Origin of the sequence: Amycolatopsis bullii, assembly GCF_014654205.1 — a bacterium.
In the GTDB taxonomy this organism is placed as follows: domain Bacteria; phylum Actinomycetota; class Actinomycetes; order Mycobacteriales; family Pseudonocardiaceae; genus Amycolatopsis; species Amycolatopsis plumensis.
On the sequence record NZ_BNAW01000047.1, the window covers coordinates 15,497 to 37,632 of the forward strand.

Annotated in this window: 20 protein-coding genes; 13 read left to right on the forward strand and 7 right to left on the reverse strand. The window is 70.9% G+C overall.

Annotated elements, in window-relative coordinates; translation table 11 throughout:
- Nucleotides 1–147 precede the first annotated feature (147 nt).
- The 5 genes from IE317_RS35260 to IE317_RS35280 all read left to right on the forward strand — a co-directional run bounded on the left by IE317_RS35260 (nucleotide 148) and on the right by IE317_RS35280 (nucleotide 8,107).
- Nucleotides 148–2,130, forward strand: coding sequence for a maltotransferase domain-containing protein (locus IE317_RS35260; RefSeq protein ID WP_191315704.1), 1,983 nt, complete (start codon nucleotides 148–150; stop codon nucleotides 2,128–2,130).
- Nucleotides 2,131–2,170: 40 nt separating this feature from the next.
- Complete coding sequence (treS, locus tag IE317_RS35265) at nucleotides 2,171–3,979, forward strand: maltose alpha-D-glucosyltransferase (protein ID WP_191315705.1); 1,809 nt, start codon at nucleotides 2,171–2,173, stop codon at nucleotides 3,977–3,979.
- A gap of 5 nt (nucleotides 3,980–3,984) precedes the next feature.
- Nucleotides 3,985–5,364 carry a maltokinase N-terminal cap-like domain-containing protein gene (locus IE317_RS35270; RefSeq protein ID WP_191315706.1) on the forward strand — a complete coding sequence of 460 codons (1,380 nt, stop codon included), beginning with the start codon at nucleotides 3,985–3,987 and terminating at the stop codon, nucleotides 5,362–5,364.
- Nucleotides 5,361–7,568, forward strand: coding sequence for a 1,4-alpha-glucan branching protein GlgB (glgB, locus tag IE317_RS35275; protein ID WP_191315707.1), 2,208 nt, complete (start codon nucleotides 5,361–5,363; stop codon nucleotides 7,566–7,568). The genes IE317_RS35270 and glgB overlap by 4 nt, the downstream gene beginning before the upstream one ends.
- A 146-nt stretch (nucleotides 7,569–7,714) precedes the next feature.
- Nucleotides 7,715–8,107 (forward strand): hypothetical protein, encoded by a 393-nt coding sequence (locus IE317_RS35280; protein WP_191315708.1) that lies wholly within the window; start codon nucleotides 7,715–7,717, stop codon nucleotides 8,105–8,107.
- Nucleotides 8,108–8,162: 55 nt separating this feature from the next.
- On the opposite strand, the gene IE317_RS35285 is transcribed toward IE317_RS35280, so the two are convergent.
- Nucleotides 8,163–9,563 carry an RNA polymerase sigma factor gene (locus IE317_RS35285; protein ID WP_191315709.1) on the reverse strand — a complete coding sequence of 467 codons (1,401 nt, stop codon included), beginning with the start codon at nucleotides 9,561–9,563 and terminating at the stop codon, nucleotides 8,163–8,165.
- Nucleotides 9,564–9,736: 173 nt separating this feature from the next.
- Nucleotides 9,737–10,504: a polyphosphate--glucose phosphotransferase gene (gene ppgK / locus IE317_RS35290; protein WP_373309196.1), complete on the reverse strand. Its 768-nt coding sequence runs from the start codon at nucleotides 10,502–10,504 to the stop codon at nucleotides 9,737–9,739.
- A gap of 64 nt (nucleotides 10,505–10,568) precedes the next feature.
- Here ppgK and IE317_RS35295 point away from each other — a divergent pair, with 64 nt between their 5' ends.
- A complete protein-coding gene (locus tag IE317_RS35295) occupies nucleotides 10,569–11,387 on the forward strand; it encodes an inositol monophosphatase family protein (protein WP_191315710.1) in 819 nt (272 codons plus the stop codon).
- Nucleotides 11,388–11,714: 327 nt separating this feature from the next.
- Here IE317_RS35295 and cei read toward each other — a convergent pair whose 3' ends face one another.
- A complete protein-coding gene (gene cei, locus IE317_RS35300) occupies nucleotides 11,715–12,398 on the reverse strand; it encodes an envelope integrity protein Cei (RefSeq protein ID WP_191315711.1) in 684 nt (227 codons plus the stop codon).
- Between the two features lie 560 nt (nucleotides 12,399–12,958).
- On the opposite strand from cei, the gene IE317_RS35305 reads away from it, so the two are divergent.
- Entirely contained in the window at nucleotides 12,959–13,267 is a 309-nt protein-coding gene (locus IE317_RS35305) for a DUF4193 domain-containing protein (RefSeq protein ID WP_013224476.1), read from the forward strand.
- Nucleotides 13,268–13,404: 137 nt separating this feature from the next.
- Here IE317_RS35305 and IE317_RS35310 read toward each other — a convergent pair whose 3' ends face one another.
- On the reverse strand, nucleotides 13,405–13,887 hold the full coding sequence (locus IE317_RS35310; RefSeq protein WP_191315712.1) for a DUF3093 domain-containing protein: 483 nt from the start codon (nucleotides 13,885–13,887) through the stop codon (nucleotides 13,405–13,407).
- A gap of 24 nt (nucleotides 13,888–13,911) precedes the next feature.
- On the opposite strand from IE317_RS35310, the gene dut reads away from it, so the two are divergent.
- Nucleotides 13,912–14,415 (forward strand): dUTP diphosphatase, encoded by a 504-nt coding sequence (gene dut, locus IE317_RS35315; RefSeq protein WP_191315713.1) that lies wholly within the window; start codon nucleotides 13,912–13,914, stop codon nucleotides 14,413–14,415.
- Nucleotides 14,415–15,077, forward strand: coding sequence for a DUF3710 domain-containing protein (locus IE317_RS35320; protein ID WP_191315714.1), 663 nt, complete (start codon nucleotides 14,415–14,417; stop codon nucleotides 15,075–15,077). Before dut ends, IE317_RS35320 begins: the two co-directional genes overlap by 1 nt.
- Before the next feature lie 39 nt (nucleotides 15,078–15,116).
- On the opposite strand, the gene IE317_RS35325 is transcribed toward IE317_RS35320, so the two are convergent.
- Entirely contained in the window at nucleotides 15,117–15,800 is a 684-nt protein-coding gene (locus tag IE317_RS35325) for an alpha/beta fold hydrolase (RefSeq protein WP_191315748.1), read from the reverse strand.
- Between the two features lie 136 nt (nucleotides 15,801–15,936).
- Between IE317_RS35325 and IE317_RS35330 the strand changes: the two genes are divergently transcribed.
- Both IE317_RS35330 and IE317_RS35335 read left to right on the forward strand, forming a co-directional pair.
- Complete coding sequence (locus IE317_RS35330; RefSeq protein WP_003074944.1) at nucleotides 15,937–16,317, forward strand: OB-fold nucleic acid binding domain-containing protein; 381 nt, start codon at nucleotides 15,937–15,939, stop codon at nucleotides 16,315–16,317.
- Between the two features lie 9 nt (nucleotides 16,318–16,326).
- Nucleotides 16,327–17,046, forward strand: a complete 720-nt coding sequence (locus IE317_RS35335; RefSeq protein ID WP_191315715.1) for a DUF3159 domain-containing protein — start codon at nucleotides 16,327–16,329, stop codon at nucleotides 17,044–17,046.
- 451 nt (nucleotides 17,047–17,497) lie between these two features.
- Here IE317_RS35335 and IE317_RS35340 read toward each other — a convergent pair whose 3' ends face one another.
- Nucleotides 17,498–18,154, reverse strand: coding sequence for a potassium channel family protein (locus IE317_RS35340; protein WP_003067924.1), 657 nt, complete (start codon nucleotides 18,152–18,154; stop codon nucleotides 17,498–17,500).
- The gene (locus IE317_RS35345; RefSeq protein WP_229903068.1) at nucleotides 18,151–18,816 is read right to left on the reverse strand and encodes a potassium channel family protein; all 666 of its coding nucleotides are present in this window, start codon (nucleotides 18,814–18,816) and stop codon (nucleotides 18,151–18,153) included. The genes IE317_RS35340 and IE317_RS35345 overlap by 4 nt, the downstream gene beginning before the upstream one ends.
- Nucleotides 18,817–18,909: 93 nt before the next feature.
- Between IE317_RS35345 and IE317_RS35350 the strand changes: the two genes are divergently transcribed.
- Both IE317_RS35350 and IE317_RS35355 read left to right on the forward strand, forming a co-directional pair.
- The gene (locus IE317_RS35350) at nucleotides 18,910–20,943 is read left to right on the forward strand and encodes an APC family permease (protein ID WP_191315717.1); all 2,034 of its coding nucleotides are present in this window, start codon (nucleotides 18,910–18,912) and stop codon (nucleotides 20,941–20,943) included.
- Entirely contained in the window at nucleotides 20,940–22,127 is a 1,188-nt protein-coding gene (locus IE317_RS35355) for a class I SAM-dependent RNA methyltransferase (RefSeq protein ID WP_191315718.1), read from the forward strand. The genes IE317_RS35350 and IE317_RS35355 overlap by 4 nt, the downstream gene beginning before the upstream one ends.
- The last annotated feature ends 9 nt before the right edge of the window (nucleotides 22,128–22,136 follow it).

The following is a 22,136-nucleotide window of genomic DNA, read 5'->3' on the forward strand; positions in this document are numbered from 1 at the left end:
ACACGCGCCCGGAACTCGTTGCCCCGAAAGTGTTTCGGTTGATCCGTTTTGGGTACAGGGATAGAGAACCCTGCCTCGTGGGCGCTTGATCGAGTCAGGCAGACTGTCGCCGTCTGCGTCCAACCGACACATCGAAGGGCGTTGCCCATGACCGGCCGGCTCGGCATCGACGACGTCTCCCCCAGTGTGAGCTGCGGCCGGTATCCGGCCAAAGCCGTTGTGGGGGAACACATCCCGGTCTTCGCGACCGTCTGGCGCGAGGGCCACGACGCCGTCGCGGCGACCGTCGCGTGGCGCGGTCCGGAAGACCGGCTGACCCGCCAGACGCGGATGGTGCCGCGCGGCCCCGACCACCCCGACGAGTTCGCCGCGGTGATCGCCCCGGACACCACCGGCCTGTGGACGTTCCGGGTCGACGCGTGGGGCGACCCCTGGGCGACGTGGGAGCACGCCGTCGAGGTGAAGGTCGCCGCCGGGCAAGGCCCCGAGGACCTCGCCAACGACCTGGAGAACGGCGCCCGCCTGATCGAGCGCGTCTCCCGCCGCCCCGACCGGCGGGGCGAGAAAGCGCTCCTCACCGGCGCGGTGAAGGCCCTGCGCGACGAAGAGCGCAGCCTCGCCGAGCGGGTCGGGCCCGCGCTCTCGCCCGAGGTCCGCCAGGTCATGCACGAGTTCCCGGTGCGGGAACTGATCACCAAGGGCAAGCCGCAGAAGATCTGGGTCGACCGCCGCCGCGCCGCGTACGGCTCCTGGTACGAGCTGTTCCCCCGCTCGACCGGCGGTCTCGACGCCGAGGGCCGGCCGGTGCACGGCACCTTCGCCACCGCCGCGACCGCCCTGGACCGCGTCGCGAAAATGGGCTTCGACGTCGTCTACCTGCCGCCCATTCACCCGATCGGGCGGGTGAACCGCAAGGGCCCGAACAACACCCTCGACGCCAAGCCGGAGGACGTCGGCTCGCCGTGGGCGATCGGCGCCGACGAGGGCGGCCACGACTCGATCCACCCCGAGCTGGGCACCTTCGACGACTTCGACGCCTTCGTGGCCCGCGCCGAAGAGCTCGGCATGGAGGTCGCGCTCGACTTCGCGCTGCAGGCCGCGCCCGACCACCCGTGGGTGCTCAAGCACCCGGAGTTCTTCACGACCCGCCCGGACGGCTCGATCGCGTACGCGGAGAACCCGCCGAAGAAGTACCAGGACATCTACCCGATCAACTTCGACAACGACCCCAAGGCCGTCTACGAAGAGATGCTGCGGGTGATCACCGTCTGGATCGACCACGGGGTGAAGATCTTCCGGGTCGACAACCCGCACACCAAGCCGCCGGACTTCTGGGCCTGGCTGATCCAGTCGGTCAAGGACGCCCACCCGGACGTGCTGTTCCTGGCCGAGGCGTTCACCCGCCCGGCGCGCCTGTGGGGCCTGGCCCGGCTCGGCTTCACCCAGAGCTACACCTACTTCACCTGGCGCACCGGCAAGCAGGAACTGATCGACTTCGCCATCGACCTGCGGGAACACTGGAACGAAGGCCGCCCGAACCTGTTCGTCAACACCCCGGACATCCTCCACGAGTCGCTGCAGCGCGGCGGCCCGGGCATGTTCGCGCTGCGGGCCGCGCTGGCGGCGACGATCTCGCCGACGTGGGGCGTCTACTCCGGCTACGAGCTGTTCGAGCACGTCCCGGTCCGCGAAGGCAGCGAGGAGTACCTCGACTCCGAGAAGTACCAGCTGCGCCCGCGCGACTTCGAACGCGCGCTCGCCGAAGGGCGTTCGCTGGAGCCGTGGCTGGCGAAGCTCAACGCCGTCCGCAAAGCGCACCCCGCGTTGCAGCAGATGCGCACCCTGCACTTCCACCACATCGACAACGACGCGCTGCTGGCCTACTCCAAACAGGACCCGGCCACCGGCGACACCGTGGTCACGGTCGTCACCCTCGACCCGTACGGGCCCCAAGAGGGCACGCTCTGGCTCGACACCGGCGCACTCGGTTTCGAAGCGCACGAACGGCTGATCGCCCACGACGAGGTCACCGGCGACACCTGGGAGTGGGGTCCGGCGAACTACGTCCGGCTCGAGCCCTGGCGGGCGGTCGCGCACGTCGTGTCGGTGAGACGACGGCTGGCCGGCTGAGAACGGAAGGACAGGAATCCGAGGGACTGAGGTGGAACACATGGCGGATGAATCCCGGCCCGACGCGGCGTTGGGGCTGGAGGGCGTGCCGCACACCGGCGAGGCGATGACCGCCGACGGCATGCTCGTGGAACCGCAAGCCGGGGACTTCCGGTCGGCGCAGCAGGCGCCGAGCAACCCGGAGTGGTTCAAGGGCGCGGTGTTCTACGAAGTGCTGGTGCGCGCGTTCGCCGACTCCAACGGCGACGGCACCGGCGACCTGCGCGGCCTGGCCGGGCGACTCGACTACCTGGCCTGGCTGGGTATCGACTGCCTGTGGCTGCCGCCGTTCTACGCCTCGCCGCTGCGCGACGGCGGGTACGACATCAGCGACTTCCGCGCGGTGCTCCCGGAGTTCGGCAGCGTCGAGGACTTCGTCTTCCTGCTCAACGAGGCGCACCGGCGTGGCATCCGGGTGATCACCGACCTGGTGCTCAACCACACCTCGGACGCGCACCCGTGGTTCCAGCAGTCCCGCAGCGAGCCCGACGGCCCGTACGGCGACTACTACGTCTGGAGCGACGACGACTCCCGCTACGCCGACGCGCGGATCATCTTCGTCGACACCGAGACCTCGAACTGGACCTACGACCCGGTCCGCGGCCAGTTCTACTGGCACCGGTTCTTCTCCCACCAGCCCGACCTGAACTACGAGAACGTCGACGTCCAGAACGCGATGATCGACGTCCTGCGGTTCTGGCTCGACCTGGGCATCGACGGGTTCCGCCTGGACGCCGTGCCGTACCTGTTCGAGCAGGAGGGCACCAACTGCGAGAACCTGCCGCGCACGCACGAGTTCCTCAAGCGCTGCCGCAAGGTCGTCGACGACGAGTACCCGGGCCGGATCCTGCTCGCCGAGGCCAACCAGTGGCCCTCGGACGTCGTCGAGTACTTCGGTGACCCGGCCGTCGGCGGCGACGAGTGCCACATGGCCTTCCACTTCCCGCTGATGCCGCGGATCTTCATGGCCGTCCGGCGCGAGTCCCGGTTCCCGATCTCGGAGATCCTCACCCAGACCCCGGAGATCCCCAGCGGCACGCAGTGGGGCATCTTCCTGCGCAACCACGACGAGCTGACCCTCGAGATGGTCACCGACGAAGAGCGCGACTACATGTACGCGGAGTACGCCAAGGACCCGCGCATGAAGGCCAACATCGGCATCCGCCGGAGGCTGGCCCCGCTGCTGGACAACGACCGCAACCAGCAGGAGCTGTTCACCGCGATGCTGCTGTCCCTCCCCGGTTCGCCCGTTCTGTACTACGGTGACGAGATCGGCATGGGAGACAACATCTGGCTCGGCGACCGCGACGCGGTGCGCACACCCATGCAATGGACCCCGGACCGCAACGCCGGGTTCTCCTCCTGCGACCCGGGCCGCATCTACCTGCCGGTGATCATGGACCCGGTGTACGGGTACCAGGGCCTGAACGTCGAGGCGCAGTCGAACAACGCGTCCTCGCTGCTCAACTGGACCCGGCGGATGATCGAGGTGCGCAAGCAGCACCACGCGTTCGCCGAGGGCGAGTTCGTCGACCTCGGCGGGTCCAACCCGAGCGTGCTGGCCTACAAGCGCCAGTGGCGGCGCCCGGACGGCGGCGAAGACGTCGTGCTCTGCGTGAACAACCTCTCCCGGTTCCCGCAGCCGGTGGAGCTGGACCTGTCGGCGCACCGCGGGTGCACGCCGGTGGAGCTCACCGGCGGCGTGCGGTTCCCCAGCATCGGGGACCTGTCGTACCTGCTGACGCTGCCCGGGCACGGCTTCTACTGGTTCCAGCTGACGAGTCCGGGAGACGAAGGCGAAGCGAGGTGAGTCCCTTGTCCGACCCGCGTGAGCTGGTCGACGACCTGACCGAGGACCTGAAGCGCTGGCTGCCGGAGCAGCGCTGGTTCGCCGGCAAGGACCGGCCGGTGACCGGCGTCCGGCCGCTCGGCGTGACCGAGCTGGTGTCCGGCGATCCGCAGCTGCTGCACGTGGTCGTCGAGGTCGCCCAGGACGACCGGCGCGAGCCCTACCAGCTGCTGGTGGGCCGGCGGACGCATCCGCCGGAGATCGCCTCGAGCAGCTGGATCGGCGCCGTCGGCGACCTCAACGCCTACGAGGCGTCCGGCGACCTGGACGTCACCGGCGTGCTGCTGGACCTGATGGCCCGCGAAGAGACAGTGGGCTCGCTGGTCTTCGAGCACGAGCCCGGGGTGGAGCTGGAAACCGGCCTGCGGGCCCGGCCGATCACCTCGGAGCAGAGCAACACGTCCCTGGTCTACGGCGGGCAGTACATCCTCAAGCTGTTCCGCAAGCTGACGCCGGGCAAGAACAAGGACCTGCTGCTGCACCGCGCGCTGCAGGGCGTGGGCAGCAAGCACATCGCGGTCCCGCTCGGCTCGATCACCGGCGACCTGGACGGCGAGCCGACCACGGTCGGCATGCTCCAGCAGTTCGTCTCGGACGCGGTCGACGGCTGGGCGATGGCCACCACCAGCGTCCGCGACCTGATGGCGGCGCCGGAACTGCACGCCGGGGAGGTCGGCGGCGACTTCGCCGGCGAGGCCGAGCGGCTCGGGCGCGCGGTCGCCGAGGTGCACGCCGACCTGGCCGAGGCCCTCGGCACCGAGCCGGTCGACGCCGAAGAGCTGGAACGCTCGGCGAAGGCGATGCTCGACCGGCTCGACACGATCGCCGCGCGGGTACCGGAGCTGGCCGAGCACGCCCCGAAGCTGCGGGCGGCGTTCGAGAAGCTGCGTGCGCTGCCGCTGGACTCGGTGACCATGCAGTACATCCACGGTGACCTGCACCTCGGCCAGGTGCTGCGGACGGTCGGCGGGTGGCTGCTGATCGACTTCGAGGGCGAGCCCGCGGCCCCGGTCGAGGAGCGCCACGCGCTGCGGTCGCCGTTGCGCGACGTGGCGGGCATGCTGAGGTCGTTCGACTACGCGGCCCAGCAGATGCTGGTCGGCCAGCCGGACGAGCCGGCGCTGGCCGACCGCGCCCACGAATGGTCGGAGCGCAACCGGGCGGCGTTCTGCGAGGGCTACGCCGCGGTGGCGGCCGACCCGCGCGAGCAGGGCGAGCTGCTGCGCGCCTTCGAACTGGACAAGGCGGTCTACGAAGTGGGTTACGAGCACGCGAACCGGCCGGACTGGCTGGGCGTGCCGCTCGCCTCGATCGCCCGGATCACTAGCGGAGGGACGACACCGTGAACGCGGCTCCCGAAGGCCTCCCGGCCGCGGCCCCGCCGGCCGCGGACATCGACCGGCTGCTCGCCGGCTCCCACCACGACCCGCACTCGGTGCTGGGCGTGCACGCGGTGGGCAAGGGCTTCGCGGCCCGGGCCCTGCTGCCCGGCGCGAAAGCCGTCACGCTGTGCGCGGGCGGCGAGAAGTACCCCATGGAACCGGTGATCGACGCGCTGTTCGCCGTCGCCGTCCCCGAGCACCCGGGGGACTACCGGCTGGAAGTCGAGTACGACGGGCACACCGCGACGGCCGACGACCCGTACCGCTGGCTGCCCACGGTCGGCGAGCTGGACCTGCACCTGATTGGCGAGGGACGGCACGAACGGCTCTGGGAGGCCCTCGGCGCGCACGTCCGGTCCTACGAGACGCCGAACGGCGTCGTCGAGGGGACGTCGTTCGCGGTCTGGGCGCCGAACGCGCGCGGCATCCGCGTGATCGGCGACTTCAACGGTTGGGACGGGCGCGGGCACCCGATGCGCTCGCTCGGCGGGTCCGGGGTCTGGGAGCTGTTCGTGCCCGGCGTCGGCGCCGGCACCTGCTACAAGTTCCGGATCCTCGGCGCCGACGGCAACTGGCACGAGAAGGCCGACCCGATGGCGTTCGCCACCGAGCAGCCGCCCGCGACGGCGTCGGTCGTCACGCAGTCGGCCCACCTGTGGGAAGACGACGAGTGGGTCGCCCAGCGCGAGGCGACCCAGTGGGCCGCGGCGCCGATGAGCGTCTACGAGGTCCACCTCGGTTCGTGGCGGCCCGGGCTCGACTACCGCGAGCTGGCCGACCAGCTGGGCGACTACCTGGTCGAAACCGGTTTCACGCATGTGGAGCTGCTGCCGGTGTCGGAGCACCCGTTCGGCGGCTCGTGGGGCTACCAGGTGACGTCGTACTACGCGCCGACGTCCCGCTTCGGCTCACCGGACGACTTCCGCTACTTCGTCGACCGCCTGCACCAGCGGGGGATCGGCGTGCTGGTGGACTGGGTGCCGGCGCACTTCCCGCGTGACAGCTGGGCGCTGGCCCGCTTCGACGGCACGCCGCTGTACGAGCACGCGGACCCGCGCCGCGGCGAGCAGCCCGACTGGGGCACGCTCGTGTTCGACTTCGGCCGCAACGAGGTCCGCAACTTCCTGGTCGCCAACGCGTTGTTCTGGCTCGACGAGTTCCACCTCGACGGCCTGCGCGTGGACGCCGTCGCGTCGATGCTGTACCTCGACTACTCCCGCAAGGACGGGGAGTGGCTGCCGAACCAGTACGGCGGGCGGGAAAACCTCGACGCGGTGCGGTTCCTGCAGGAGCTGAACGCGACCGTCTACAAGCGACACCCGGGTGTCGTGATGGTCGCCGAGGAATCCACGGCCTGGCCGGGCGTCACCCGTCCGACCCATCTCGGCGGGCTCGGGTTCGGCTTCAAGTGGAACATGGGCTGGATGCACGACACGCTCCGGTACCTTTCGCACGAGCCGATCCACCGCGCGTACCACCACAACGAGATGACGTTCTCGCTCGTGTACGCGTGGAGCGAGAACTTCGTCCTGCCGCTGTCGCACGACGAAGTGGTGCACGGCAAGGGATCCCTGTGGGGCCGGATGCCGGGAGACGCCTGGAACAAGGCGGCCGGGCTGCGGTCGCTGCTGGCGTTCATGTGGGCGCACCCGGGCAAGCAGCTGCTGTTCATGGGCGGCGAGTTCGGCCAGCCGGGGGAGTGGTCGGAGTCGAAGTCGCTCGACTGGCACCTCATGGACGAGCCGCTGCACCTCGGGGTGTGGGAGCTGCTGCGGTCGCTGAACACGGTGTACCGGTCGTCGCCGGCGTTGTACAGCCAGGACACTTCGCCGGACGGCTTCCGCTGGATCGACGCGAACGACTCGAGCGGCAACGTGCTGAGCTTCCTGCGCATCGGCGCCGACGGCTCGCGGCTGGCCTGCGTGGCCAACTTCGCCGGGGTCCCGCACCACGACTACCGGGTCGGCCTCCCGGCGGCGGGCCGCTGGCTGGAGGTCGTCAACACCGACGCGGAGGCGTACGGCGGCTCCGGCGTCGGCAACATGGGCGCGGTGGAGGCAACGGAGGAGCCGTGGCACGGCCAGCCGGCCTCCGCGGTCCTCCAGCTCCCGCCCGCCGGCGTTCTCTGGCTCGTCGAAGAAACCCCGGAGACCCCCGAACTCCCGTAACGCAAGAGGCATCACGCGTGTCCCGAGGGGCATCACGCGTGACTGGGCGGGCATCACGCGTGATGCCCCTCCAGTCACGGGTGATGCCCCGTCAATCACGCGAAAAGAGCTCCGCGGGGTGGGCCTGGCGGGCTTACCATCGGGGGATGGGCGGCAGTGGTGGCGTCCTTGCGAACCTGATCCTCTTCGCCGTGGTGTGTCTCGCTCCCACGGTGCTGTTCTGGTGCGCGCTGCGCGTGCCCAAGCTGGTCGGCTGGGTGCGGGAGAAGCGCGCGCAGCCGCAGCCCGAAGGCCCGCCGATCGAACGCGTCGCCGCGGACCTGCGGCGGGTGCACCGGCTGCTGGCCGGCTACCCGTCCGGGACACCGGCCGCGCGCCGGCTCGGCACCCGGCAGGCGTACGACGAACTCCTCACCGTGGCCTGCCGCCAGGTCGGCGTCCCGCACCGGCTCGGGGAGCTGCCCGAGGGGATGGACCGCGAGATCGAACGGCTGCGGGTCGAGCAGTCGCTGCGGGAGCGCGGCCTGGCCGTGCCCTGAACGCGGAAAACCCCGCCACCGAAGTGACGGGGTTTTCCGTTGTGCCGTAACGGACTCAGTCCAGGTAGTCGCGCAGGACCTGGGACCGCGACGGGTGACGCAGCTTCGACATCGTCTTCGACTCGATCTGCCGGATGCGTTCCCGGGTGACCCCGTACACCTGGCCGATCTCGTCGAGCGTGCGCGGCTGGCCGTCCGTGAGGCCGAAGCGCAGCCGGACCACGCCGGCCTCGCGCTCGGACAGCGTCTGCAGCACCGACTGGAGCTGGTCCTGCAGCAGCGTGAACGACACGGCGTCGACCGCGACGACCGCTTCGGAGTCCTCGATGAAGTCGCCGAGCTGGCTGTCGCCCTCGTCGCCGATCGTCTGGTCGAGCGAGATCGGCTCCCGCGCGTACTGCTGGATCTCCAGGACCTTCTCCGGGGAGATGTCCATTTCCTTCGCGAGCTCTTCCGGGGTCGGCTCGCGGCCGAGGTCCTGGAGCAGTTCGCGCTGGATGCGGCCCAGCTTGTTGATGACCTCGACCATGTGCACCGGGATGCGGATGGTGCGCGCCTGGTCGGCCATCGCGCGGGTGATCGCCTGGCGGATCCACCACGTGGCGTACGTCGAGAACTTGTAGCCCTTGGTGTAGTCGAACTTCTCCACCGCGCGGATCAGGCCGAGGTTGCCCTCCTGGATCAGGTCCAGGAACGCCATGCCGCGGCCGGTGTAGCGCTTGGCCAGCGAGACGACCAGGCGGAGGTTCGCCTCCAGCAGGTGGTTCTTGGCACGCTCGCCGTCACGCACGATCCACTTGAGATCGCGGCGCATCTGGGTGACGAGCTTCTCGCCCTCCTCCTCGGCGGTGCGCACGCGCTCGGCGGCGTAGAGCCCGGCCTCGATCCGCTTGGCCAGCTCCACCTCCTCCTCGGCGTTCAGCAGCGCGACCTTGCCGATCTGCTTGAGGTAGGCGCGCACGGAGTCGGCGGACGCGGTGAGCTCGGCGTCCTTGCGCGCCTGGCGCAGCGCCTCGGACTCCTCCTCGTCCCAGACGAAGTCCGGGTTGTCGGAGCTGCCCTTCGACTTGTCGGCCGCGGCGCCGCGGCGGCGGGCCGCCGGGGTCTCCTCGTCGGCTTCCTCGTCGTCATCGTCGTCTTCGGCCGAGTCGGTGTCCGGCTCGTCGTTGACCGTTTCGTCGACGACGTCGACCTCGACCTCTTCCAGGTCCGACAGGTCGGGTGCACCCAGTTCGTCGTCCTCGAGCTCGCCGGGACCGTCCGGCTCGCCGTCTTCGGTCTTGACGCCCTTGGTCACGGCCTTCTTCGCCGGTGCCTTCTTGGCCGGCGCCTTCTTGGCGGTGGTGGTCTTGCGGGCCGCCGGCTTCGCCGTCCCGGTGGCTGCCTCTTCGGCCGGCTCGCCGGCTGCGGTCGCGGTCTTCGTCCCGCCTCGGGTTGCGGTTCTTGCGGCTGCCACTTACGCCCTTTCGCAGCGGTCGATCACGACGAGCAACGGCACGGGTGCCACTGCTGCCTCACATTCGGGGATCACGCCTCGGCCTGCGGTTTTGCCCTCCGCAGCCGTGGGCCGTGTTCCATTGTAACGACGGTACGCGCATGCGGTGCGAAGCGATCACCCTCAGAGCCGAATCAGTGCTGGATGCCCTCCGCCGCGGCGGCCGCGGCGCCGACGATCCCGGCGTTGTTCTGCAGGCTCGCCACCAGCACCGGAGTGCGGATGTCCAGCAGCGGCACCCATTTCTCCGACTTCTTGCTGACCCCGCCGCCGACGATGAACAGGTCGGGCCAGATCAGGTTCTCGAGCACGGTCAGATAACGGTGCACGCGCTTGGCCCATTCGGGGTAGGAGAGCCCCTCGTTGTCCTTGACCGAGGCGGCCGCGCGCTTCTCGGCGTCGTGGCCGTCGATCTCGAGGTGGCCGAATTCGGTGTTGGGGACGAGCTTGCCGTCCTGGAACACCGCGCTGCCGATGCCGGTGCCGAAGGTGAGCAGCGCGGTCACGCCCTTGCGGGCGACTGGGTCGCCGAAGCGGATCTCGGCCATGCCCGCCGCGTCGGCGTCGTTGAGCATCGCGATCTGGTCGACGCTGCGGCCGAGCCGCTTGGCGAACAGCGCGTCGGCGTCGGTGCCGATCCACTGCTTGTCGATGTTCGCCGCGGTGTGCGCGACGCCCTTCTTCACGACCGCCGGGAGCGTCACGCCGACCGGGCCGTCCCAGCCCGCCTGCGTGACGATGTCGTGGACGACGTCCGCCACCGCCGACGGCGTGGACGGCTTCGGCGTCTCGATCCGGATGCGGTCGCCGATGAGCTGCCCTTTGTCCAGGTCGACCAAGGCGCCCTTGATCCCGCTGCCGCCGATGTCGATGCCGAAACCTCGGCGGGTCGCCTCCACCACGGACGTGGTCCCTTCTCGCACGATTCAGAAGCCTGCCTCGGAGACTTTAACCGGATGTGGTGACATGTCGGACGTGGGAGTTGACGAGTCGTTGCTGAAGAGCGTCGCGGTGCAGGTCGCGACGGAAGCCTCCGCCCTGGTCCGCGAGGCCTGGGAGGGCATGGCGGCCGGCCGTTCGGTGGCCGTGGGCACCAAGTCCGGCGCCACCGACGTGGTCACCGCGGTGGACCACGAGTCGGAGCGGCTCGTGCGGTCGCGGCTGGCTTCGCTGCGGCCGGGGGAGCCGGTGCTGGGCGAGGAAGGCGGCGGCGCCGCGGGCGACGGCGTGACCTGGGTGGTCGACCCGATCGACGGGACGGTCAACTTCCTGTACGGGCTGCCGTGGTTCGCGGTGTCGGTGGCCGCGCAGGTCGGCGGGGTCTCGGTAGCCGGCGCGGTGGTCGAGCCGGCGAGCGGCCGCGTGTGGTCGGCGGCCCGCGGGCAGGGCGCGTACCTCGACGGACGGCGGCTGGCGGTGTCGGCGCCTTCGAGTCTGGAGGTGACGCTGGTCGGAACCGGTTTCGCGTACTCGCCTTCGCGGCGGACGCGCCAGTCGAAGTTCGCGGCCGGGCTCTTGGGGCGGGTGCGGGACATCCGCCGCAACGGGGCGGCGTCGCTGGACCTGTGCGCGGTGGCGGCGGGCTGGCTGGACGCGTACGTGGAGCACGGCCTCAACCGCTGGGACTGGGCGGCGGGGGCGCTGATCGCGGCGGAGGCGGGCGCGGAGGTGTCGCTGCCGGGATCGGCCCCGGAGCTGGGCGCGGACGCGACGTACGCGGCGGCGCCGTCGATCGCGGACCCGCTCCGGAAGGTCTTGGCGGAGTGCGGCGCGGCAGAGGTCTGAGCAAGTCCCGATGACCGGGCCGGTTCACGTACCCGCAGCGCCGCCCCACGTACCCGAAGGGTCGGCCTGCGTACCCACGGGGTCGGCCTGCGTACCTAGGGATTCGGCCTGCGTGCCTGAGGGGTCGGCTCGCGTGGTTGATGGTCGACTCGTAAGCCGACTCTTCCGGTACGCAAGCCGACTGTCCGAGTACGCGGGCTGACCGGGCCGGTACGTGGGCCGGCTTTCGCGGGAGCGGCTCCACCTGCGGAGCGACCGGAATTGTCGGTGCCGTCCGGTAGTGTGGAAAACGGGGGGCGCCCCCGCGGGCGGGGTGATCGGCGCAGGTCAGCAGGCCACGTCGCGGGCCGAGGCCAGCAGGGTCTGGTCGACCACGGGGGCCTTCGCGCCCGCGGACTGCTCGTCGCCGCCGCCACCCTGGTGGGCCTTCGACCAGTCGGCGAGCTGGGTGATGATCTGGCGGGCTTCGGCGCGGGGCCGGAGGTCGCCGAACAACGTGCCCGTGACCACGTCGACGCTCGCGTCCTTGCGGTTGTCCTGGACCAGCTCGGCGCACGGCACCACAAGGCTGAGCGTCCGGGCCGCGGTGACCCCGTTCTCGCCGAAGCGGATCTGGCCGCGGCACTTGGCCTCGCGGTTTTCGTACGCCGGGTCGTTGGCCGGCTCGGCGCCGCTGGTGAACCCGAGCTCCTTGAGCGCGGTCGTGGTGATGCCGCCCTGGCCGCGGCTGCCCGAGGCGTTGAGGACCCGGTAGGCGACCTTGTCCGGCGGGATGGGCGCGCGGTCGTCGAGCGCGTTGTGGGGCAGGCTGCTGAAGGTCACGCCCGGCGGCGGGCTCGCGGGCGGGTCGCACTTGACGGCTTCGTCGACGTCGCCCTTGCCGATGGCGGCGTTCACCCAGACGACGATCGCGCCCACGGCGAGCACGCCGATCACGATCAGCGCGGGCAGCGGCTTGTGCTTGCGATACGGCCGCGTCCCACGGTCCCCGATGCCGTTCCCCGACGCCACCTGCCCGTCCCTTCCCCAACACGAAACCGACCGTGCGTTCCGGCCACCGCCGAGTCCGATCAGCCTAGGCGCTGCGCCCGGCGCGCGTGGTCCCGGGTCGCCCCGGAGCACACGGGCCCGGAGGCCCCGCCACCCGGACCCCGGAAGACCTGGTCGTTCCCGTGCCGGTCCTGCGGTACCGGGCCCCGACCGGACCGATCCCCGTGGCAGCGATCGCACCACGCCGGGGCGGCGCGGGGCAAGCGGACACCGGCCGCGCGTGAAGTTCTCCACCTCCGCGCAACCCGAACGGACGACAACGCGTCTTACCTGCGGGTTCCCCCTGTCGGGTGACGATTCCCCGGCAATGTCTGACTCGTTGCAGAACCCGGACAGCGGTGAGCTACCCTTCCCGGGCTCCGGCCGCAGGAAGAGGCCCGAAAAGAAGAGACCTCGGTCACTTCGGCCGTCGGGCACAAACGAGGGCCCTGGGACGTTGACCAGCGGCACGGCGGACTCACGGGCGCATCCCGGGGTCCGGGAAAACGACTACACAAGCTGATCGCAGGGGTGAGGGACACATGGCTACCGACTACGACGCTCCGCGCCGCAGCGAAGCCGACGAGCTGGCCGAAGACTCGTTGGAGGAGCTCAAGGCCCGGCGGAACGAGAACCAGTCCGGCGTCGTCGACGTCGACGAGGACGCGACCGCCGAGAACTTCGAGCTGCCGGGTGCCGACCTCTCCGGGCTTTCCGGTGAGGACATGACCGTGAAGGTGGTGCCGAAGCAGGCGGACGAGTTCACCTGCTCCGTGTGCTTCCTGGTGCACCACCGCAGCCGGCTGGCCGAGGACAACGGCGGACGCCTGATCTGCCGCGACTGCGCCTGAGCCGCGCAGAGGGGTTCTCGGACACAGGGGACGAACAGACGCGGCGGAGAGCCTCGAGGGAACGGGGGAGGCTCGAAGCGCGCTGGGGACAAGGGGGCCGGCCGGCAGGCCGGCCCCCTTCCATGTCCGGAGGGTGTTCAGGCGCCTTTGAGCAGCTCGGCGACCTTTTCCGGGTGCCGGGTGCTGAACAGCCAGTACGGCGTCGGGTCGTTCGCGTCGGTCAGGTGGACCTTCACGACCGGGCCGACCCAGCCGCGGTGCAGCACGTAGGCGGCCGGGTCGCCGTCGCGGCCGAGGGCCTTGCGCTTGGCTTCCTTGTCGAAGATCTCCACCTCGCCGGCGTACCGCAGCGGCAGGTGGGCGTCGCCGACCCACAGCTCCGGCTCGTCACCGCCGATGATCCGGATCTTCGACCGGCCCAGTGACAGCAGCAGCGCCACGACGACCGGCAGCGCGATCACGTACGGCAGCCACGCCCGGATCCCCGGGTAGCCGAGGTCGATCTCGGCCGCGAGCAGGACCGCCCCCAGCACCGGCAGCGGCCAGCCCCACCACGGGACGTACAGCCGTTCGGAATGCCGGACCGCGGCGTTCGCGGCCGTCTTCGCTGATTCACCCACGGGTAGAGAGTAATCTCGCCGCCCGTGTCCAGCGTTCAGGTACTCCTCTCCCGGCTCGATCCGGAAGTCCCGCTGCCCGCCTACGCCCGACCGGGCGACGCGGGCGCCGATCTCGTCACCACCTCGGATATCGTGCTCGGACCCGGGGAACGCGGCGTCGTCGGCACCGGCGTCGCGATCGCGCTCCCGCCCGGGTACGCGGGGTTCGTGCACCCGCGGTCCGGACTGGCCGCCCGGGCGGGCCTTTCGGTGGTGAACACCCCCGGCACGATCGACTCGGGCTACCGCGGCGAGATCAAGGTCTGCCTGATCAACCACGACCCGGTGCACCCGCTGGAGCTGACCCGCGGCGACCGCATCGCCCAGCTGGTCGTGCAGCGGGTCGAGCACGCCGAGTTCGTCGAGGTCGACGCGCTCGACGCGACCGAGCGGGGCGACGGAGGCTACGGATCGACGGGCGGACACGCCACACTGGGAGCACCGGCGCTCGCCGCGAGCGCCGCCACGGGGGAAGGAACGGAGAAGTAGTGGGGATTTTCGGACGCAAGCGGCGGACCGAGGGCGGGTCCGCCGGACGGCACGCCGCGCCCGAGGCCGACGACACGATCGAGGACGAGGCGTACGACGAGGAATCGGAGCTTTCGGACGTCTCCGACGGCCCGTACGACGTCGCCGACTTCGAAGACGACGGCATCCCGCGGATCGACCTCGGCTCGGTGAAGGTGCCGGTGCCCGACGGTTCCCAGGTCCAGGTCGAGATGGACCCGGAGGCCGGGGGCGTGCGCGCCGTGCACGTCGTCACCGAGCAGGGCCAGATCACGGTCAGCGCGTACGCCGCGCCGCGCTCGGGCGGGCTGTGGCGGGAGGTCAGCTCGGAGCTGGCCGACCAGCTGCGGTCCGACGGCGCCAAGGTCAGCATCGGCCGCGGCGTCTGGGGCCTGGAGATCTCGGCCATCATCGGCGACGTCGCCCTGCGCTTCGTCGGTGTCGACCGGCCCCGGTGGATGCTGCGCGGCGTCATCGCCGGCCCCCAGTCGGAGGCCGCGGCGGCGGTCGAGGTGCTGCGCGAGATCGTCCGGCGGACGATCGTCGACCGCGGCGACGCGCCCATGCCGGTCCGGACCCCGCTGACCATCACGCTGCCCGAAGCGGTGGCCGAGCACATCGCGGCCCAGCAGCAGCAGGGCTGACCCGCTCCCGAAGGGCGTCCTCGCCGTCGAGGGCGCCCTTCAGCGCGTCTTCAGGGCCTTCAGGAAGGCGAGGACGGTCGCCCGGCCGAGGGACTCGCGGTCCGTGCCCAGCGCCGTGAGCGTCGTCTCGCCGAGGGCCGCGCGGGGGAGTGCGTCCGCCCACTCCGCTGCGACTTTCGTCGGGTGCACCGGGTCGTCGGTGCACGTGCCGATCCCGGCCGGGACGGCCAGCGCCGCCAGCTCGGCGAGCGTGGGGGAGGGACGGCCGGCCGCGGCGCGCAGGCTGCCCGCCAGCCCGTCGCCGTGCCGCCGCCACGCCCGGTCCAGCTCCGCCCGCAGCCAGTCCGGACTGCCCTCGGTCTGCGCCAGGGCCGCGTCGACGCCCTGACCGGCCACCAGATCGGCCGTGAGCGTCGCGGCCAGCGAGGCGGGTGCCGGGCCCGGCGCGCCGTTCCAGGCCGGGAGCGCGGCCAGCAGGCCCCCGCAACGGCCCGGGTTGCGCACCGCCCACTCCGCCGCCAGGTGGGCGCCGAACGAAATGCCGCCTACGAGCAGTTCGCCGTGTTCGTCCGCCAGCGCGTCCAGCGTGGCCAGGTAGCCGTCGGCGAGCGCCGCGCCCGGGGGCGGGGGTGGCGCGATGAGCGGGACACCGAGGGCGCGCAGGGGCCGCTCGAAGACGGCCCGGACGAACACCTCGTCCGAGCCGGTGCCGGGCAGCAGCACCACCGGGGGAACTCTGATTGCGGACGTCACGTTGCAATCCTTGCGCAAAGGCGTTTCCCTGGCGGGGACCGCAGCTACGCTGGAAATCGCACGGGCCGCATGCACACGTCGGGGGCCCCGGAGCACAGGAGTACCTATGTCCGCCAAAGACGGCGGCTACTTCAGCCGGTTGGTTCGCAAGCTGACCAGCGACGTCGAGGATCTCGACGCCGACGAGATGTCGATGAGGTCCGGCGCCGAAGGGGCGCAGCGGGCGTGTGACTGCCGCTCCGGCGAAGAGGTCACCGTGATGGGCCGGCTCCGCAGCGTCGAGCTCTGCCCGACCAACGAGGCCGCCACGCTGGAGGCCGAGCTGTTCGACGGAACACAGGGCGTGACGCTAATCTGGCTCGGCCGCCGCCGGATCCCGGGCATCGAGCCTGGCCGGACGATCAAGGTGCGCGGCCGGATGGCCGAGCGTGATGGCCAGAAGGTGCTGTACAACCCCTATTACGAGCTCCAGAGCCCAGTGAGTTGATCACCCATCGTGACTGAACCCGCCCAGAGCGAGAAGAAGACCGACGCGGAAGAGCCGCAGCCGACCCTGCTCGAGCAGATGGGCGGCGTGTCCGGCCTCATCTACTCGTCGGTGCCGGTGATCGTCTTCGTGCTGGCGAACTCGTTCTTCGGCCTGACCGCGGGCATCTGGACGTCGATCGGCAGCGCGGTGGCCATCACCGTGCTGCGGGTGGTCCGGAAGGAGCCCCTGCAGCCGGCGATCTCCGGCTTCTTCGGCGTCGCGATCGCGGCGTTCATCGCCTACCGCACGGGGTCGGCGAAGGGCTTCTTCCTGTTCGGGATCTACGCGAGCTTGATCTACTGCGGCATCTTCGTGCTGTCGGTGGTCGTGCGCTGGCCGATCGCGGGCGTGGTCTGGAACATGCTCAACGGCACGGGCCAGGCGTGGCGGCGCGACAAGCCGTCCCGCTACGGCTACGACGTCGCGACGCTGGCGATGGCGGCGATCTTCGCGGCCCGGTTCGTGGTGCAGCGCTGGCTCTACCAGGAGGACTACACCGGCTGGCTGGCCTTCGCGAAGATCGCGATGGGCTACCCGCTGTACGCGCTGGGCCTGCTGGTGGTCGTGTGGGCGGTCCGGCGGTCGGACAAGCGCCTGAAGGCCCTGGCTGAGTCCGAGCCGGTCCCGGAGACGGACGCCGAGGTCGAGGCCCGGCTCCGCGAGAAGTGCGCAACCCCGGAAGCCTGAGCCCCACAACCCGCGCGCGAGGGGGACCCCCCGGTTCCAACGTTACCGGCAGGCACCGACAGTTTTGGCGCGCGGACCGCCTGATCAGGCGAGATGCCCCACCAATCACACGTGATGCCCCTCGAATCGCGGATGATGCCCCGCTGATCACGCGAGATGCCCCTCCCGGCACGCGAGATCCGGCTCCGATCACGCGAGACGCCCGGCGCGGGACGACTGCGGCACCCGGCGAAAACCCCGGCAGCAAACAAACCGGACGACATCCAGACCCCCCGCAACCCCGATCCGAAGCCCCAACACGGCCGGCAGCGCCGGGTCAAGGCACGCTTTCCCGCCTTGACCCGGCGCTGTCGACCGTAGTCACAATCAGGCTTCGGGGTGGCGGAGAAAGCTGGGTCCAGCGCCCGCGAAAAGACCCCCGGCGAACTTGCCGGGGGCCCCACGCACAGCCTCAATACCCCAAAGCCGTCCGAATCTCCGGCTCAACATCCGCGGTCGCGACGAACAACAGCTCGTCCCCGGGCTCCAGCGGGTCCTCCGGCTGCGGCACGATCACCCGGTCCCCCCGCAGGATCGTCACCAGCGCCGCATCCCGTGGCAGCGTCAGCTCGCTCACCGGCTTCCCGGCCAGCGGCGTCTCCGCCGGCAGCGTCAGCTCGACGAGGTTCGCGTTGCTCTGCCGGAACGTCATCAGCCGCACCAGGTCGCCGACGCTGACCGCCTCCTCGACCATCGCCGCCAGCATGCGCGGGGTCGAGACCGCCACGTCGACGCCCCAGGCGTCGGTGAACAGCCACTCGTTGGCCGGGTTGTTCACCCGGGCCACCACGCGCCGCACCGCGAACTCCGTCTTGGCCAGCAGGGACACCACCAGGTTGGCCTTGTCGTCGCCCGTCGCGGCGATGACGACGTCGCACTGCTCGATCCCGGACTCCTCCAGGATCGACACCTCGCACGCGTCGCCCAGCACCCAGTCGGCCTGCTCGACGGCGTGCGGCTCGAACTGGTCGGCCTCGCGCTCGATGAGCATCACCTGGTGCCTGCCGTCGATCAGCTCGGCGGCGATGGAACGGCCGACCGCCCCGGCGCCCGCAATCGCGACCCTCATGCCTCGTCCTCCGGTTCGCGGTGGGCCACACTGGTCACGTCGGTGACGGTGCCGGACCGCGCCGCCACCCACACGACGTCGTCGGCCTGCAGCACCGTCTTCGTGTCGGGCAGCACCCCGGTGCCGAAGCGCATGATGAACGCCACCCGCGCGCCGGTCGCCTCCTGCAGCGACTTCACCGAGTGCCCGACCCAGCCCTCGTGCAGCGGCAGCTGCAGCAGCGCCACGTTGCCCGAGGGGTCCCGCCACGCCGACGCGACGCCGTCCGGCAGGAGGGTGCGCAGGAACCGGTCGGTCGTCCACGGCACGGTCGCGACCGTCGGGATGCCCAGCCGCTCGTACACGGCCGCGCGCTTGTGGTCGTAGATCCGCGCGACCACGTGCTCGACGCCGAAGTTCTCGCGCGCGACCCGGGCCGAGATGATGTTCGAGTTGTCGCCGCTGGACACCGCCGCGAACGCGCCGGCCCGCTCGATGCCGGCCTCGATCAGCACCCGGCGGTCGAAGCCGACGCCGACGACCTGCTGGCCGTGGAAGTCGCTGCCGAGCCGGCGGAACGCCTGCTGGTTCTTGTCGATGACGGCCACCTCGTGGCCGAGCCGCTCCAGCGCAGCGGCCAGGGACGCGCCGACCCGGCCGCATCCCATGATCACCACGTGCACGCCCTGCCTCCTCCTCGGCGGTTTACCCGTCCGTCGTACCCCCGACACACCAGCGCCGAACCTACCGTGCGCACAGGCGGCTACGCTTTCGTGGTGTCGAAGTTCCCGACCGTGCTGAAACGCCTGGTCCTCGGACGTCCGTTCCGCAGTGACCGGCTGTCCCACACGCTGCTGCCCAAGCGCATCGCGCTGCCGATTTTCGCCTCGGACGCGCTCTCGAGCGTCGCCTACGCCCCCGAGGAAATCTTCCTGACGCTGAGCGTGGCGGGCCTGTCGGCGTACGCGCTCGCGCCCTGGATCGGCGTCATGGTCGCCCTGGTCATGCTGGTCGTCGTCGCCTCCTACCGGCAGAACGTGCACGCCTACCCGAGCGGTGGCGGCGACTACGAGGTCGCCAACACGAACCTGGGCGGCAAGTTCGGGCTCACGGTGGCCAGCGCCCTGCTGGTCGACTACGTGCTGACGGTCGCGGTGTCCACTTCGTCCGGTGTGGCCAACATCGGCTCGGCGGTCCCGTGGGTCGCGCAGCACAAGGTGCTCGCGTCGATCGTCATCGTGGTCGTGCTGACGTCGCTGAACCTGCGCGGCATCCGCGAGTCGGGCAAGGCCTTCGCCATCCCGACCTACGGGTTCATCATCGGCATCCTCGCCATGGTCGTCTGGGGACTGGCGCAGGCCGCCACCGGCACCGAGATGAAGGCCGAAAGCGCCGGCTTCACGCTGAACGCCGAAGGCACTTTCGCCGGCGTCGCGTACGCCTTCCTGGTGCTGCGGGCGTTCTCCTCCGGCGCGGCGGCGCTGACCGGGGTCGAGGCGATCAGCAACGGCGTCCCGGCGTTCCAGAAGCCGAAGTCGAAGAACGCGGCCACCACGCTGCTGCTGATGGGCGTGCTCGCGGTCACCATGCTGGTCGGCATCATCACGCTGGCCACGATCACCGACGTCAAGTTCGCCGAGGACCCGGCGACGCAGCTCGCCGGCGCGCCCGCGGGCTACGAGCAGAAAACGATCGTCGCGCAGATCGCGCACGCGGTGTTCGCCGACTTCCCGCCGGCGTTCTACTACATCTCCTTCTCCACCGGCATCATCCTGCTGCTGGCCGCGAACACCGCGTTCAACGGCTTCCCGGTGCTGGGTTCGATCCTGGCGCAGGACCGCTACCTGCCCCGGCAGCTGCACACCCGCGGCGACCGGCTGGCCTTCTCCAACGGCATCCTGTTCCTCGCCGCCTTCGCGCTGGTCCTGATCATCGCCTTCGACGCCGAGGTGACCCGGCTCATCCAGCTCTACATCGTGGGCGTGTTCGTGTCGTTCACGGTGAGCCAGGCGGGCATGATCCGGCACTGGAACCGGTTGCTGGCCAGGGAAACCGACCCGGGCGCGCGGCGGCGGATGCGGCGCTCGCAGACGGTCAACGCGATCGGCCTGACCATGACCGCGACCGTGCTGGTGATCGTCCTGATCACGAAGTTCCTGCTCGGCGCGTGGATCGCGATCGCCGCGATGGTCGCGATCTTCGTGCTCATGACCGCGATCCGGCGGCACTACGACCGGGTGGCCGACGAGCTGAAGGACCTCGGCGACACCCCGACCGTGCTGCCTTCGCGCAACCACGCCATCGTCCTGGTGTCCAAACTGCACCGGCCGACGCTGCGCGCGCTGGCCTACGCCAAGGCGATGCGCCCGGACGTCCTCGAGGCCGTGACGGTCAATGTGGACGATGCGGACACCCGCCGGTTGACCGCCGAGTGGGACGCGCACAACTTCAAGGTGCCGCTGAAGGTCGTCGAATCGCCCTACCGGGAGATCACGAAGCCGGTCCTCGACTACGTGAAGCGCGTGCGCGGTGACAATCCGCGCAACGTGGTCACCGTGTTCATCCCGGAGTACGTGGTCGGGCACTGGTGGGAGCAGGTGCTGCACAACCAGAGCGCGCTGCGGCTCAAGGGCCGCCTGCTGTTCCAGTCCGGGGTGATCGTGGCGAGCGTGCCGTGGCAGCTCGAGTCGTCGGCGAAGGCGGCCGCGCGCGTCCGGAACGAGTGGCCGGCGGCCGGCGACGTCCGCCGTGGGTTCTCGCCCGACGCCAAGCCCGCCGTCGCGCCGAAGCCCAAGGAGCCTGCCGAATGACGAGCTGGCTGGGCCGCGTCCTCGAGGTCGAGGTCGGCGCGGTGGCGCACGGCGGCCACTGCGTCGCCCGCGCGGACGGGCGGGTCGTGTTCGTCCGGCACGCGCTGCCGGGCGAACGGGTCCGCGTCGAGGTCACCGAGGACAACGGCGGTTCGTTCTGCCGCGGCGACGCGATCGAGGTGCTGTCGGCGTCCCCGCACCGGGTTCCGCCGCCGTGCCCGCTGGCCGTGCCGGGCGGCTGCGGCGGCTGCGACTGGCAGCACGCTTCGCCGGACTACCAGCGTTCGCTCAAGGCGTCGGTCGTGGCGGAGCAGCTGCAGCGGCTGGCGGGGATCGAGCGCGAAGTCGTCGTGGAGGCCCTCGACGGCGGGCCGCTGGACTGGCGCAGCCGGGTCCGGCTGGTCGCCGGGCGCGACGGGCGCGCCGGGCTGCGCGCGCACCACAGCCACCGCGTGGTGGCCCTGGACGACTGCCCGATCGCCGTCCCCGGCGAGCTCGACGACGTCCTGGCGCGGCGCTGGCGGCCGGGCAGCGAGCTGGAGGTCACGACCGACGGCGACGGTGAAGTGCACGTCCGGGAGCTGTCGACGGTCCGCGGCAAGGTCCGGGCCCGGCAGCTGACCGGCGGGGTCGCGGTCCAGCACGCGGCGGGCCGCGACTGGCGTCTCGACGCGCACGGGTTCTGGCAGGTCCACCCGGCGGCGGCGTCGACGCTGGCCGCCGTCGTGGGGGAGTGGGCGGAGGCCCCGTCCGGCGGCACGGCCTGGGACCTCTACGCGGGGGTCGGGCTGTTCGCATCGGTGCTGGCCACGCAGGTCGGTGCTGCGGGGCACGTGCTGGCGGTCGAGTCGGGACGGCGAGCGGTGGCCGACGGGGAGAAGAACCTGGCGGACCTGCCCCAGGTGTCCTGGCAGGCCGGGCGCGTCGAACACGTGCTGGCGTCGGCGGCCAAGCCGGTCGACGTGGTCGTGCTGGACCCGCCGCGCAAGGGCGCGGGCAAGGCGGTCGTGGAGTCGATCGTCGCGGGTTCACCCGATCGGATTGTCTACGTGGCGTGCGACCCGGCGGCCCTGGCTCGTGACCTGGCGTTCTTCGGGACGCACGGGTACTCGCTCACCGACCTGCGGGCGTTCGACGCGTTCCCGATGACCCACCACGTGGAGTGCGTGGCGCTGCTGTCGTGAGGTTTTGTC

Bases quoted from the DNA above. Each gene is read 5' to 3' on its own strand.
- IE317_RS35260 (WP_191315704.1), top strand. From the start codon at position 148: ATGACCGGCCGGCTCGGCATCGACGACGTCTCCCCCAGTGTGAGCTGC.
- IE317_RS35340 (WP_003067924.1), bottom strand. From the start codon at position 18,154: ATGAGGGTCGCGATTGCGGGCGCCGGGGCGGTCGGCCGTTCCATCGCC.
- IE317_RS35305 (WP_013224476.1), top strand. From the start codon at position 12,959: ATGGCTACCGACTACGACGCTCCGCGCCGCAGCGAAGCCGACGAGCTG.
- IE317_RS35355 (WP_191315718.1), top strand. From the start codon at position 20,940: ATGACGAGCTGGCTGGGCCGCGTCCTCGAGGTCGAGGTCGGCGCGGTG.
- IE317_RS35295 (WP_191315710.1), top strand. From the start codon at position 10,569: ATGTCGGACGTGGGAGTTGACGAGTCGTTGCTGAAGAGCGTCGCGGTG.
- IE317_RS35280 (WP_191315708.1), top strand. From the start codon at position 7,715: ATGGGCGGCAGTGGTGGCGTCCTTGCGAACCTGATCCTCTTCGCCGTG.
- IE317_RS35330 (WP_003074944.1), top strand. From the start codon at position 15,937: ATGTCCGCCAAAGACGGCGGCTACTTCAGCCGGTTGGTTCGCAAGCTG.
- treS (WP_191315705.1), top strand. From the start codon at position 2,171: ATGGCGGATGAATCCCGGCCCGACGCGGCGTTGGGGCTGGAGGGCGTG.